Annotated in this window: 15 protein-coding genes; 7 read left to right on the top strand and 8 right to left on the bottom strand. The window is 71.5% G+C overall.

Going from position 1 to position 12,805, the window contains the following annotated elements; all coding sequences use genetic code 11:
- Positions 1 to 8: 8 nt before the first annotated feature.
- Complete coding sequence (locus VFW71_10065; protein HEU5003108.1) at positions 9 to 779, bottom strand: DUF72 domain-containing protein; 771 nt, start codon at positions 777 to 779, stop codon at positions 9 to 11.
- Positions 780 to 837: 58 nt separating this feature from the next.
- Between VFW71_10065 and VFW71_10060 the strand changes: the two genes are divergently transcribed.
- The gene (locus VFW71_10060) at positions 838 to 1,476 is read left to right on the top strand and encodes a DNA-3-methyladenine glycosylase 2 family protein (GenBank protein ID HEU5003107.1); all 639 of its coding nucleotides are present in this window, start codon (positions 838 to 840) and stop codon (positions 1,474 to 1,476) included.
- A gap of 24 nt (positions 1,477 to 1,500) precedes the next feature.
- Positions 1,501 to 2,376, top strand: coding sequence for a CHAP domain-containing protein (locus VFW71_10055; GenBank protein HEU5003106.1), 876 nt, complete (start codon positions 1,501 to 1,503; stop codon positions 2,374 to 2,376).
- A 5-nt stretch (positions 2,377 to 2,381) separates the two neighbouring features.
- Here the strand turns inward: VFW71_10055 and sucD are convergent, their stop codons facing one another.
- Genes sucD through VFW71_10035 form a run of 4 tightly spaced genes read right to left on the bottom strand, consistent with a single transcriptional unit; the run spans position 2,382 to position 6,610 of the window.
- On the bottom strand, positions 2,382 to 3,272 hold the full coding sequence (sucD, locus tag VFW71_10050) for a succinate--CoA ligase subunit alpha (GenBank protein HEU5003105.1): 891 nt from the start codon (positions 3,270 to 3,272) through the stop codon (positions 2,382 to 2,384).
- Positions 3,269 to 4,444, bottom strand: coding sequence for a malate--CoA ligase subunit beta (locus tag VFW71_10045; protein ID HEU5003104.1), 1,176 nt, complete (start codon positions 4,442 to 4,444; stop codon positions 3,269 to 3,271). The genes sucD and VFW71_10045 overlap by 4 nt, the downstream gene beginning before the upstream one ends.
- 10 nt (positions 4,445 to 4,454) lie before the next feature.
- A complete protein-coding gene (locus VFW71_10040) occupies positions 4,455 to 5,399 on the bottom strand; it encodes a CoA ester lyase (GenBank protein HEU5003103.1) in 945 nt (314 codons plus the stop codon).
- Positions 5,396 to 6,610 (bottom strand): aminotransferase class V-fold PLP-dependent enzyme, encoded by a 1,215-nt coding sequence (locus VFW71_10035; protein HEU5003102.1) that lies wholly within the window; start codon positions 6,608 to 6,610, stop codon positions 5,396 to 5,398. Before VFW71_10035 ends, VFW71_10040 begins: the two co-directional genes overlap by 4 nt.
- 183 nt (positions 6,611 to 6,793) lie before the next feature.
- On the opposite strand from VFW71_10035, the gene VFW71_10030 reads away from it, so the two are divergent.
- Positions 6,794 to 7,168, top strand: a complete 375-nt coding sequence (locus VFW71_10030) for a VOC family protein (protein ID HEU5003101.1) — start codon at positions 6,794 to 6,796, stop codon at positions 7,166 to 7,168.
- Here the strand turns inward: VFW71_10030 and VFW71_10025 are convergent, their stop codons facing one another.
- The 3 genes from VFW71_10025 to VFW71_10015 are packed head-to-tail and all read right to left on the bottom strand — an operon-like array spanning position 7,169 to position 9,033.
- On the bottom strand, positions 7,169 to 7,825 hold the full coding sequence (locus VFW71_10025) for a dihydrofolate reductase family protein (protein ID HEU5003100.1): 657 nt from the start codon (positions 7,823 to 7,825) through the stop codon (positions 7,169 to 7,171).
- Positions 7,826 to 7,851: 26 nt separating this feature from the next.
- The gene (locus VFW71_10020) at positions 7,852 to 8,544 is read right to left on the bottom strand and encodes an LppX_LprAFG lipoprotein (protein ID HEU5003099.1); all 693 of its coding nucleotides are present in this window, start codon (positions 8,542 to 8,544) and stop codon (positions 7,852 to 7,854) included.
- A 45-nt stretch (positions 8,545 to 8,589) separates the two neighbouring features.
- Positions 8,590 to 9,033 (bottom strand): SRPBCC family protein, encoded by a 444-nt coding sequence (locus VFW71_10015; GenBank protein HEU5003098.1) that lies wholly within the window; start codon positions 9,031 to 9,033, stop codon positions 8,590 to 8,592.
- 143 nt (positions 9,034 to 9,176) lie between these two features.
- Between VFW71_10015 and VFW71_10010 the strand changes: the two genes are divergently transcribed.
- The 4 genes from VFW71_10010 to VFW71_09995 all read left to right on the top strand — a co-directional run bounded on the left by VFW71_10010 (position 9,177) and on the right by VFW71_09995 (position 12,793).
- A complete protein-coding gene (locus VFW71_10010; GenBank protein ID HEU5003097.1) occupies positions 9,177 to 10,451 on the top strand; it encodes a sensor histidine kinase in 1,275 nt (424 codons plus the stop codon).
- Positions 10,448 to 11,059, top strand: coding sequence for a response regulator (locus tag VFW71_10005; GenBank protein HEU5003096.1), 612 nt, complete (start codon positions 10,448 to 10,450; stop codon positions 11,057 to 11,059). Before VFW71_10010 ends, VFW71_10005 begins: the two co-directional genes overlap by 4 nt.
- A gap of 255 nt (positions 11,060 to 11,314) precedes the next feature.
- Positions 11,315 to 12,379, top strand: coding sequence for a sigma-70 family RNA polymerase sigma factor (locus tag VFW71_10000; GenBank protein HEU5003095.1), 1,065 nt, complete (start codon positions 11,315 to 11,317; stop codon positions 12,377 to 12,379).
- Between the two features lie 105 nt (positions 12,380 to 12,484).
- Positions 12,485 to 12,793, top strand: coding sequence for a hypothetical protein (locus VFW71_09995; protein ID HEU5003094.1), 309 nt, complete (start codon positions 12,485 to 12,487; stop codon positions 12,791 to 12,793).
- Positions 12,794 to 12,805 lie beyond the last annotated feature (12 nt).

Raw genomic sequence — 12,805 nt, 5'->3', positions numbered from 1 at the left:
CGCAGGATTCACACGAGAGGGGCTCCCGCCTCGGGCGTCCGGGTCGGGTCCAGGCCCGCATCCCGGCAGGCGTCGGCGAAGACCCCGGCGTCCCGGGGGGCGCACCCGTTGCCGTCGTTGTTGAAGAAGGCGTAGATCGTGGCCCGCGGCCCCCAGGTCTCGGCGAGGCGGCCCGCCCAGGCCTTGAGCTGGTGGGGCTGGTAGCAGCCCTCCGGTGAGCCCTCCCCGTCGTGGAAGCGGATGTAGGTCCACCCGGCGGTCCGCCGGAACGCCACCCCTCGCCGCTGGCTGTCCGCCAGGCACCAGGCGGCCTGGTGCCGCTCCAGCACCCCGTGCACCTCCTCGGTGTCCCAGGAGTCGTCCCGGAACTCGACCGCCACCGGCGGGCCCGCCTGCAGCGCCGACAGGGTCTCGTCCAGGGCGCCCGGGTCCGCCCGCATCCGGGGGGGCAGCTGCAGCAGCACCACCGCCAGCTTGTCCCCGAGGCCGGCAGCCCGCTCCAGGAACCGGGCGGCGGGCTCCTGCGGTTCGTGCAGGCGCTTCAGGTGGGTGAGGTAGCGGCTCATCTTGGCCGCCACCCGGAAGCCGGCCGGGGTCCGCTCCGCCCACCCGGCGAAGGTCGACTTCTCGGGCAGGTGGTAGAAGGTGTTGTTCACCTCGACGGCGGCGAAGCGCTCGGCGTAGTAGGGCAGCCAGTGCGCGGCTGCCAACTCCTGGGGGTAGAAGAGGCCCCGCCAGTGGCGGTACTGCCAGCCGGAGGTGCCGATGATCACCGGCATGGAAAGGTTCTACCCCGATACCGTTGCGCGGCTACCATTCGCGGCCATGGGAGGACGGGTGGGACTCGCAGCGGCCACCGCCGAGGTGGCCCGGCGGGACCCGGCTCTCGCCGCCGTCATCGAGCGGGCCGGGCCGATGCACCTGCCGAAAGCCCGCCAGCCCGACCCGTTCCTCTCCCTCGCCGAGGCCATCGTCTTCCAGCAGCTGGCCGGGGCGGCGGCCAGCGCGATCTGGGCTCGGGTGGTCGCGGCCTTCCCGGACGGGATGATCCCGGAGGCGGTTGCCGCCACCCCCGACGAGGTGCTGCGGGCGGCGGGGCTGTCGGCCAACAAGGCGAAGTCGATCAAGGACCTGGCCGCCAAGGTGCTGGACGGCACGGTCCCGTTGCGGGGCATCAGCCGGGCCAGCGACGAGGAGGTGGTCCGGCGCCTCACCGTGGTGCGGGGCATCGGCCCGTGGACCGCCGAGATGTTCCTCCTCTTCGACCTCCACCGCCTCGACGTGTGGCCCATCCTCGACTACGGCGTCCGCAACGGGTGGTCGATCATGCACGGCCTGCCGGCGATCCCGACCCCCAAGGCACTCCTGCCCGAGGGCGAGGTGTTCCGGCCCTACCGCAGCGTCGCCGCCTGGTACTGCTGGCGGGCGGTCGAGTTGACCCGCAAGGCACCGGCGGTCCCGGGGCTGACCGAATGACCGGGGGCAAGGTGGGGGCAACTCATGGCAACCGCTGACGACGTCCTGAAGCTTGCCGAGCAGCAGATCGGGATCACGGAGTCACCGCGGGACAGCAACTGCCAGAAGTTCTCCAAGAAGGTCGGCAGACCCTGTCAAGCCTGGTGTGCCGACGCGGTCGTCTGGCTCATGCGCCAGGTCGGCATCAAACTTCCCTCCGAGTCGGCCTATACGCCGACGATGGCCGATGGTTTCAAGCGGGCAGGTCGCTGGACCGACACCCCCGCCGCCGGGCGGGTGGCGTTCTTTGACTTCCCGGACCGGCAAATGGGCATCCAGCACGTCGGGATCGTGCGGACGGACCAGGTGCAGCCCCGCGTGCAGACCTACGAGGGCAACACGTCGAGCGGCGACGGTGGGTCGCAGGACAACGGCGGCGGGTTCTACGCACGGGAGCGGAACCCCGCCCACATCGTCGGCTACGGGATTCCCGACTACGAAGCGGTAGATGCGCCCGCGGCGGTCCACCTTTCCGATGAGGAGGCAGAGATGGGAGCGGTCATCCAGCGCCTGCACGGCGGCTTCATCGCGGTCGGCAACGATGGCAGCATCACCGCCTACGACGGGGCGCCGTCGCTGGGGTCAATCCCCGACCTCAACCTGCCGGCCGCCCTCGGCTCCAACATCGTCGGGGGTGCCTGGACCATGAGCGGGAACGGCTACTGGCTGACGGCTGCTGACGGAGCGATCTACTCCTTCGGTGATGCCCAGTACCACGGTGGCTTCAATGCGTTGCCACCCGACGTGCGCCGGACCCGGTTCATCGTCGGCATGGCAGCCACACCCGATGGCGGCTACACCCAGGTGGCTTACGACCCCTCCAACGACGGTTCGCCGTATGACGCCTACCACTTCGTGTAGCGCAACTACCCGGCGGTCCCCAGCACCCGGGCCATGACCGAGCCCAGCTCCGAGGCGCTGGGCGCCATCTCCATCCCGAGCGCCGCCATCGCCGCCGACTTCTCGGCCGCCGAGTCGCCCCGGTGGGCGATGATCGCCCCGGCGTGGCCCATCCGCCGGCCCGGGGGAGCGGTCCGCCCGGCGATGAAGCCCGCCACCGGCTTGGTCATCTCGTCCTTGGCGTACACCGCGGCCGCCACCTCGGAGGCGCCGCCGATCTCGCCGATCAGCATGACCGCCTTGGTCTCGGGGTCGTTCTCGAAGAGGCGCAGGACATCCACGAAGGAGCACCCGCCAATCGGGTCGCCGCCGATGCCCACGCTGGTGGTCACCCCGATCCCGAGGGCGGCCATCTGGGCGGCCGCCTCGTAGCCCAGCGTGCCGGACCGGGCGACGATGCCCACCGGGCCGGGCTGGTAGATGTGTCCGGCCATGATGCCGACCATCGCCTGGCCCACGCTGATCACCCCGGCGCAGTTGGGGCCCACCAGCATCATGCGGTCGCCGGGCGGGTAGCGCAGCAGGTAGTTCTTCACCCGCATCATGTCCTGCAGCGGGATCCCCTCGGTGATCACCACCGCCAGGCGGACCCCGGCGTCGGCCGCTTCCATGATGGCGTCGGCGCAGAACGGGGCGGGGACGAAGTTCAGCGACACCGTCGCCCCGGTGGCGTGCACCGCCTGCTTGACGGTGTCGAACACCGGCAGCCCGAGGTGGACGTAGCCCCCCTTGCCGGGCGTCACGCCCCCGACGACATCGGTCCCGTAGTCCATCGCCTCCTGGGCGTGGAAGGTCCCCTTGTCCCCGGTGAAGCCCTGCAGGATGAGCTTGGTGGTGGAGTCGATGAGGATGCTCACCCCGCCACCGCCGCCCCGGCTGCGGTGACCACCAGCGACGCGGCCTCGGCCAGTTCGGCGGCCACCTCGACCGCGATCCCGCTCTCCTTGAGGATCCGGCGGCCCTCCTCGACGTGGGTGCCGGCCAGCCGCACCACCAGGGGCACGTTCAGCCCCACCTTGCGGGCGGCTTCCACGATGCCGGTGGCCACCCAGTCGCACCGGTTGATCCCGGCGAAGATGTTCACCAGCACCGCTTTGACCTGCGGGTCGGAGACCACCAGGGTAAAGGCGGTGGCCACCCGTTCGGGCGACGCCCCGCCCCCGATGTCGAGGAAGTTGGCCGGTTCCCCGCCGGCGTGCTTGATGAGGTCCATGGTGGCCATCGCCAGCCCGGCGCCGTTGACGATGCAGCCGATCGACCCGTCGAGCCCGATGTAGCTCAGGCCGTGGCGCACCGCCTCGGTCTCCCGGGCGTCCTCCTGGGTGGCGTCCCGCAGCTCCCGGAGGGCGGGCTGGCGGAAGAGCGCGTTGTCGTCGATCGACATCTTGGCATCGAGCACGACGACGTCGCCCGCCTCGGTCACCGCCAGCGGGTTGAACTCGATGAGGGTGGCGTCGAGGTCCCGGAACGCCCGGTAGGCGCCCAGCAGGGTCTGGGTCGCCGTCCGGATCTGCGCCCCCCGCAGCCCGAGGCCGAAGGCGAGCTCCCGGGCCTGGAAGGCCTGCAGGCCGACGGCGGGCTCGACAACCTCCTTGCGCAGCGCCCCGGGGTCGTCGTGCGCCCGGTCCTCCACCTCGGTGCCGCCCGAGGACGACGCCATGACGCACACCCGCTCGGCGGCCCGGTCCAGCACGAAGGCGGCGTAGAGCTCCCGGGCGACGGCGACCGCCGGCTCGATGTACACCCGGCTCACCACCTTGCCGCCCGGCCCGGTCTGCAGCGTGACCAGCCGGTTGCCCAGCAGGCGCCCGGCGGCCTGGGCGACCTCGTCGTGGGTGGACGCGGTGAGGATGCCCCCGGCCTTGCCCCGCCCGCCGGCGTGGATCTGGGCCTTGACCACCCAGCGTTCGCCGCCCAGCTGCTCGGCGGCCTGGCGGGCCTCCTCCTCGGTGCTGGCGACCTGGCCCAGGGGCACCGGGACGCCGAAGCGGGCCAGCAGCTCCTTGGCCTGGTATTCGTGCAGGTCCATCGGTCGTGTACTACGCGTCGACTTTGGGGAGCAACTCCGCCAGCGCCACGACGTTCTCGGCCATGCGCGCCGATGCGGCGTCGATCATCTTGCCATCGAGCACGGCGGCACCCTTGCCCGCGGCGGCGGCCTCCTCCAGGGCAACCAGGATGCGCGCCGCCCGGTCGATCTCCTCGGTGGACGGGGTGAACACGCCGTTGGCCAGGGCGACCTGCGAGGGGTGGATCGCCCACTTGCCCTCGTAGCCCAGGGCGGCCACCCGGCGGGCGGCGGCCTCGAAGCCGGCGGGATCGCTGAAGTCGCCGAACGGGCCGTCGATCGGGCGCAGGCCATAGGCCCGGCAGGCCACCACCATGCGGCTGAGCGACGCGTGCCACTGGTCGCCCGGGTAGTTCGGGTTCAGCCCGCCGATGCTCGTGGTGCGCGCCCGGAGGCTGGCGGCCAGGTCGGCCGGGCCGAAGTGCATGGCCTCCAACCGCCGGCTGGACTGGGCGATTGCTTCGACGTTGGCCACCCCGAGGGCGGTCTCGATCAGCACCTCGATGCCCACCCGGTGGCTCATCCGCATGGCGTCCTCGATCTGGCTGAGCAGGGCGTCCACCAGGTAGACGTCGGCCGGGACCCCCACCTTCGGGATCAGGATGGTGTCCAGGTGGTTGCCCGCCTGCTCGACGACGTCAATGACGTCCCGGTACATGTAGTGGGTGTCGATCCCGTTGATACGCAACGACACCGTCTTGCCCCTGCCCCGCCAGTCCAGGGTCTGCAGGCCGGTGATGACATAACGCCGGGCGGCCTCCTTGTCGTCGGGGGCGACGGCGTCCTCGAGGTCGAGCATGATCGTGTCGGCAGCACCGCCGAGCGCCTTGGGGAAGAACTCCGGGCGGGATCCCGGGACGCACAGCTCGCTGCGCTGCAGCCGGGTGCGGGCGGGGTGGTGATGGGTGAAGCTCATCGGGCGCTCCCGCGGTAGTGGCCCTGGGCGGCCGCCACGCCCGATCCGGGCTCGACCGCCACGCCGGCGTCGGCCAGTGCCATCTCGGCCCCGGCGATCGCCCCCAGGAGCATGAGCTCGTTGAGGTCGCCCAGGTGGCCGATGCGGAACAGCTTGCCGGCCATCTGGCCGAGGCCGCCGCCGAGCGACAGGTTGTAGGTCTTGAAGGCGATGTCGATCACCGCCGGGCTGGCGCCGGTCATGACCGCGGTCACGCTGTTGGAGGCCCGGTCGGGCTGCGTGCAGCACTGCGCGAGGCCCCAGGCATCCACCGCCGCCCGCACGCCGCCGGCGAGCCGGACGTGGCGGGCGAAGACGTTGTCGAGCCCCTCTTCGAAGAGCATGTCGAGCGCCTCCCGGAGCCCGAACAGCAGGCCGAGGGCCGGGGTGTACGGGAAGTAGCCGGTTGCGTTGGCCGACGCCATCCAGCCGAAGTCGAAGAAGCTGCGGGGGCAGGTGGCCGTCTCCCCGGCCGCGATCGCCTTCGGGCTGGCGAAGACCATCCCGAGCCCGCCCGGCAGCATGAGGCCCTTCTGGGAGCCGCAGATGGCCAGGTCGACGCCCCACTCGTCCATCTGGAACGGCAGGCTGCCGATCGAGCTGACCCCGTCGACGTAGAGCAGGGCCGGGTGGCCGGCGGCGTCGATGGCCGCCCGGACCGCCGCCATGTCGCTGGTGACGCCGGTGGCGGTCTCGTTGTGCACGACGAGGACGCCGGTGATCTCGTGGCCGGCGTCGGCCCGGAGCGCCTCCTCGACCTGATCGGCGGGCACCGCTTCGCCCCAGGGGACCTCGATGACCTGGACGTCCAAGCCGAACTTGCGGGCGGTCTCGATGAACAGGTGGCTGAACTGCCCGTTGCGCACCCCCAGCAGCTTGGCCCCCGGCGAGCAGGTGTTCACCAGGGCGGCCTCCCAGCCGCCGGTGCCGGTGGCGGCGAAGATGAACGGCTGGCCGGACTCGGTGGCGACGATCTTCGGCAGGTCGGCCAGCAGCGAGCGGGTGAGCTCCGGGAAGGCCGAGGACCGGTGGTCCTCCATCGGCCGGTGCATCGCCCGCAGCACCCGGTCGGGCACGTTGGTGGGCCCGGGCACGAACAGGAAGTGGCGCCCGGCCCGGTAGGTACTCCCGGGCCGCGCGCCGGCAGCGTCAGCGGCGTGTGGGGTGGACATGGGGCGGGATTATCGCGGGCTTGGCCGGCAAAGTCATGCGGTGGGGCGCCGAGGCCCGCCTGGGTCCAGACCGGTGGCCGGAAATCTGCTGGAAATTTCCGCCTTGCTCCGTCCACAGTGCCCCCTCGCCGGGGGGCATTTCCCGGGATAGGGTTGTCTCATCCGAGCAGAAGGAGGATGGCCATGGGTTTGCGTCCCAACCACTTCGAGATCCCCGTCGACGACCCCGACCGGGCGGCGGCGTTCTACAGCCGCGTGTTCGGTTGGACCATCAACGCCTTCCCGGGCGCGCCGTCGTACTACGGGATGGCCAGCACCGGCGACTCCAACCCGGGCATCGACGGCGCCCTGATGCAGCGGGGGCCGGGCAACGAGGCCACCCGGATCACGATGAGCGTGCCCACCATCGAGGAGGGCGCCGAGAAGATCACCGCGGCGGGCGGCAAGATCACCATGGGCAAGACCCCGATCCCCGGGATGGGCTACTTCGCCGTCGCCGAGGACACCGAGGGCAACTCGATTGGCATCTTCGCCGTCGACGCCTCGGCCACGATGTAGTCAGGCCCCGGCCCTGGGTTTGGTGAAGGTGGCATGCAGGACTGAGTCGCCGGCGGCGAACCCGGTGCAGGCAAAGCCCTCCAGAGCTCCCTGCATGTCGTCGAAGATCCGCTCGCCGGCCTCCAGGAGGACGGGGACCAGGGCCAGGCCGAGCACGTCCACCAGCCCGGCCCGCAGGTACTGCGCCACGGTGGAGGCCCCGCCGCCCAGCCGCACATCGGCCCCGGCGGCGGCCTCCACTGCCGCCTCCAGGGCTGCCTCGATGCCGCCGGTGACGAAGTGGAAGGTCGTCCCGCCCTCCTTCACGATCGGCGGGCGGGCGTGGTGGGTGAGCACGAAGACCGGGTGGTGGTAGGGCGGGTCGTCCCCCCACCAACCCGACCACGGGTCGTCGCCCCAGGGGCCCCGGATGGGACCGAACATGTTGCGCCCCATGACGGTGGCGCCGACCCCGTCGTTCGCCGTCCGCAGGTACTCGTCGTCCAGCTCCTCGCTGCCCCCCTCCTGGCCGATCATCGCCCGCCCGCTCCGGGTCTCGAAGACCCATTCGTGCAGGCGGAGGCCGCCCACCCCGAGGGGGTCATCCCGGCTCTGGTCGGGCCCGGCGACGTAGCCGTCGATCGACATCGCGAGGTTGTGCACCCGCAGCTTGGCCATCGCTCCTCCTGGGGTAGGTTTCGGGGTCAGGTCTTGGGCGCCACGATGTGGATGGGCTTGTTGTAGTCCTTCAACGTGACCGTGACCGTCGTCGGTCCGTCGGTGTCGGGGGCCCGGAACGGGATGGCGAACTTGTAGAGCAGCCCCGTGGTGTCCCCGATCCACATCGTGGCCGCCAGCGTGTTCTGGCCCTTCGTCAGGTCGGTGAGCTGCTTGATGAGGGTGTTCGGCACCCGGGCCTGTACCTCGTCGGTGGTCTGCCCCTGCATCGACGTCTGGCCCACCGTCTTCCCGCCGGTGGTCCCGGACAGCAGCGAGGCGAGGCCGATGGTGGGGTCGAGCAACGTGGTCGGGTCGTAGGCGGGCGGCGAGCTGACCCACGAGTTGTCCGGGTTCTGCAGGTAGAAGGTCCCCCCGAGCAGGCGGAAGGGGTAGTTCTGGCCGCCGATCACCAGATCGCCGTCCGCTTGGCCATCCTTCTGGATGCGCCCGTCGGCCGAGGTGATGGGGAGGGCCGAGGTGTCCCCGCTCACCGAGAGGGAGAACGCCGTGCTGGAGACCCCGGCCATGGCCTGGGCGGCCCGCTGCAGGACGCCACCGGCGTGGGGGAGGTCAGCGGTATTGGTGCCGCACGCGGCGAGCAGGCCGGCGAGGAGGGTGCTGATAACCAGGAGGCCGGCCCAGGCCGCAGGGGCCGCTGCCCGGCCGGGAGCACGCATCCCCGGATTCTGCCACTGCGGGGACGACCGGGGCTGCCAGCATGGTCATCCGGCGGCTTCGAGGATCCCCTTCAAGCGGGCGAGGTCCTTGCGGTTGGCGGTGCGCATCGCCCGGGCCATCATCGGGGCGGTCACCTTGGCGAAGCCGGAGGGCTCGCCCCGGTTGCGCAGCGTCATGACCGTGGTGGCCTCGCCCGCCTCGTCCCAGGTGTAGGTGGTTTCCATGGCGAACGGGCCCTCGCTCGTGGCCATGACCAGCCGCTCGCCGGGGACCAGCTCGGCGATCTCGTAGGTGTAGGCGATCCTCCGGCCGAGGAACTGGGCCACGAAGGTGATCCGGGACCCCACAGCGAGTGGCTTGGGGGTCTGCCACTCCACCGCTTTGATGTTCTCGTACCAGGCGGTGGCGGTGTCCGGGTCGGCGGCATAGGCGGCCACCACTGCACGTGGGCGCTGGATCTCGATCTCGGTGACGACGTCGACGCCGATGCTGTGCCTCCAGATGGTCAACCGATTGGTTCAATATAACATCCCGGTGGCGGGCGGCATGCTCGTGGGGATCCGTCCCCGAGTCCGGGATGGCCCGGCCCCCGGCGTAGGATTGAAGCAGTTGCTCAAGTAGGGAGGCACAGGTGGCGAGCGGCGCACAGGCCGAAGTCTCGAAGCCAGGGAGCTGGGGCCGGAGCGCAGCCCCTGCGGGTGCGCGCCCCGCAGTCCGCGCCCGGGCGGTGGCCGACGGCGGTCTCGGGGTCGCCCGCCGCACCATGGTCCGCCTGGCCATTTGGATCGGCTTCGCCTCGACCCTCGCGGTGGCGGTGGCCACCGCCCTGCCGCACCACCAGAACCGGGCGACGAACGACGCCGCCATCTACGGGCTGACCGCGGTCGCCGCCGGCGCCAACGCCGTCTTCGGCCTGCTGGCGCTGCGCTGGTCGGAGCGCCGGGGTGAGGAGCCGCTGCTGGTGGTGTGGGGTGTGGCCCTCATCGGGCTGGTCGCCGCGCTCACCTACTACGGCGGGGGCTATAGCTCGGACTACTACCTGCTGTCCTTCCTGGCGATCTCGTTCGTGGCCGCCACCCAGCGCCCGCGGGTACAGGCGATGCTGTTCGCCCTGCTGGTGGCCGGCTACAGCGGCGCGGTCTGGGCGGCCCCGGTGCACACCTACCCGGGCAACCTGCTGCTGCGGGTGGGGACCCTCGCCGGCGCCATGGTCCTGGCCGGCTACCTCGCCGCTTCCCTGCGGGCCGAGTCCGCCCGCCGCGCCCGGCTGCAGGCGGAGTCCGACCTGAAGAACGTGTTGGCCATCGAAGCCAACCACCGGATCAAGAACAACCTCCAGCTGGTCGGCGACCTCCTCTCCTTCGAGGCCTCCCGGCCCCAGGCATCGCTGCCGGACGTGGTCGAGGTCACCCTGGGCAGGGTCCAGGCGGTGGCGGCGGTGCACGCCCTGCTGTCCTCCAGTGACAACGGCCAGGTCCAGACCCGGGTGGTGTGCGAGCGCGTGCTGCACACCCTGACCGAACGGATGGCGCCGGGCGGGGCGATCGAGGCGGTGGTCGAGGGCACGATCCCGGACCTCGACCCCCAGCGGGCCACTTGGCTCAGCGTCGCCGTCAACGAGCTGGTGACCAATGCCCTGGTGCACGGATTCCGGTCGAGGGGTGGGCGCTTGGTGCTCACGCTCGAGGAGGGCCCCGAGTGGCGGGTGGTGGTCACCGACGACGGCGAGGGCTGCACCGGCCTGGTCGAGGGCCTGGGCCTCGGGCTGGTACGGCGCCTGGTGCAGGACGGCCTGCGCGGGGAGCTGACGATCGACTCGGGGGACGGGGGGACGGCGGTGGGGATCCGCTTCCCGGCCCCGGCGCCCGTCCCGGTCCCCACCAGCACGGCGCCCGGTAGGCCATGAAGGTCCTCATCGTCGAGGACGACCCCGTGATCGCCCTCGGCCTGGAGCAGAAGCTCGCCGAGCTGGGCTACGGCGTTGCGGGCCGGGCCAGCACCGGGACCCAGGCCGTCGAGCGGGCGCTGGAGCTGCGCCCCGACGCCATCCTGCTGGACCTCGTCATCCCCGAGATCGACGGCCTCGAGGCCGCCCGGCGCATCTCGGCGGCCGGCGTGCACGTCCCCGTGGTGGCGATCACCGCCCACGAGGATCCCCAGCTGGTGGACCAGGCCATTGCCCTCGGGGTGGCGGCCTACCTGATGAAGCCGGTCAGCCGGGCACAGCTGCGCTCCGCCCTGGAATTGGCGGTCTCCCGCCAGCGGGAGTTCGAGGCGCTCCAGGCCGAGAACGCCGACCTGCGGGAGGCCTTGCAGACCCGCAAGCTGGTGGAGCGGGCCAAGGGGATCCTCATGGACAAAGGCAAGATGTCCGAGGGCGATGCGTTCGCCTCGATCCAGCAGCGGGCGAGGCGCTCCGGACGGACCATGGCCGACGTCTCGGCGGAGGTCATCCGGGCGGTCGAAGTGCTCACCGAGACGCTGCAGACCGGCGCCCCCAAGCACCGGGCGTAACGGCATCGAGCAGACAAGCCGCAGCCTGAGCTATCATCGTCAGTGCTCGGCGCGCTCCGGTCCACGACGACCGGTGGCGTGACGCCACGAAGCCGCAGGCCCACCTGGCCGCGGCTTTTTTCGTGCCCGTCCCGCCCCGTTCAGGCCTGCCGGGCGCCGGAGAAAAGAACCAGCATTGCCCGCAGGCGGAGCGCCTGAGGAGTGCGGAAGGACTCGGTGGCCGGAATGTCGCGAGCTGCACCACAGGATTCGAACGTGCTGGGCTGGGGTGAGCCCGAGGCCCACGCGCCCGAGCGCCCCGTGCGGACCCCGCTCAACCCCCGATCCGAGGACGGGCCGCTGCGGTCGGGGTCGCAGGACACGCTGGAGGCCTACCTCCGGGAGATCGGCCGGGTGGCCCTGCTCACCGCCGAGCAGGAGGTCGCCCTCGCCACCCGGATGAGCGTCGGGCACGAGGCGGAGAAACTGCTGGCCGACCCGGCGGGGCTCGACCTGGCCGCGGTCGGCGCTTTGGCGCGCCGGGCCGGGGTGGCGGGGGAGCGGCCGCTGGGGCCGGGCGAGGCCTACACGCTCTGCCGCCGGCTGCGGGCCGATGGCCAGGCGGCCAAGGACCACATGATTGAGGCCAACCTCCGGCTGGTCGTCTCGATCGCCAAGCGCTACCGGGGCCACGGCATGCACCTGATCGACCTGGTGCAGGAGGGCAACCTGGGCCTGATCCGGGGCGTGGAGAAGTTTGATGTCACCCGGGGCTTCAAGCTCTCGACGTATGCCACCTGGTGGATCCGCCAGGCCATCGCCCGGGCCATCGCCGACCGGGACCGCACCGTGCGCCTCCCGGTGCACGTGGTGGACGCGGTGCACGCCCTGCGCCGGGTGCAGAGCGACCTGGTGCAGCAGCTCGGCCGGCAGCCGACCGTAGAGGATGTCGCCGCCTGGATGGCGATCCCGGCCGACGAGGTGCGCCGCCTGCAGGCTGCCGCCCGGGAGCCGGTCTCCCTCGACGTGCCGATCGGCGACCAGACCAGCGCCCGGCTGGGAGATTTCATCGAGGACACCGAGGCCCCCGAGGCCACCGACGTGGTGGCGGTGGCCATGCTCCGGGAGCGGGTGGCCTCTGCCCTGGCCGGGATGTCGGACCGCGAACGCGAGATCGTCGGGCTGCGCTACGGCATCGCCGACGGCGTACCCCGGACGCTGGACCAGGTGGGGAGCCTGGTGGGCCTCAGCCGGGAGCGGGTGCGCCACGTGGAGCGCCGGGCGATGTGCAAGCTGCGCCACCCCTGCGCCGGGAACCAGCTGCGCGACTTCACCGGGTAGTCCCCGGGCGGGAGGTGCCGGCCGGCACACATCGCCGCCGGGAGGCGTATCGTGGTTATTGGCCCCTGAGAACGTGGGCGGCGGTCTGCGGGGAGGGAGGTCCGTATGGACTCCGGCTTCAACGACGACGACGCAGTCCAGATGGCCCACATTTTGGGCCGGGGGACCCTGATCGGGATCCCGTCGGTGTTCATCGTCACCCTGATCATCATGTTCGGCGTGGGCGTCCGGGGGGCAGGGGCGGTTTTCATCGCCTTCTGGGGTTCCCTGATCGGCGGCACCTTCATCGGCTGCGCCGTGGTGCTGGCCAAGGAACTGGGCACTCTGGGCGGCGTGGAGCAGGTGGCGCGCCCGGAGCGGGAATCGTCCAAGCACCACCGGTTCCACTGGCACCACCCCGTGGCGCACGGGTAATGCCTTCCGGGG

This window comes from Actinomycetota bacterium (genome assembly GCA_035765775.1).
GTDB lineage: Bacteria > Actinomycetota > CADDZG01 > JAHWKV01 > JAOPZY01 > DASTWV01.
The sequence above is the reverse complement of the archived record's forward strand: the minus strand, read 5'-3'. Positions and strand labels throughout refer to the sequence as shown.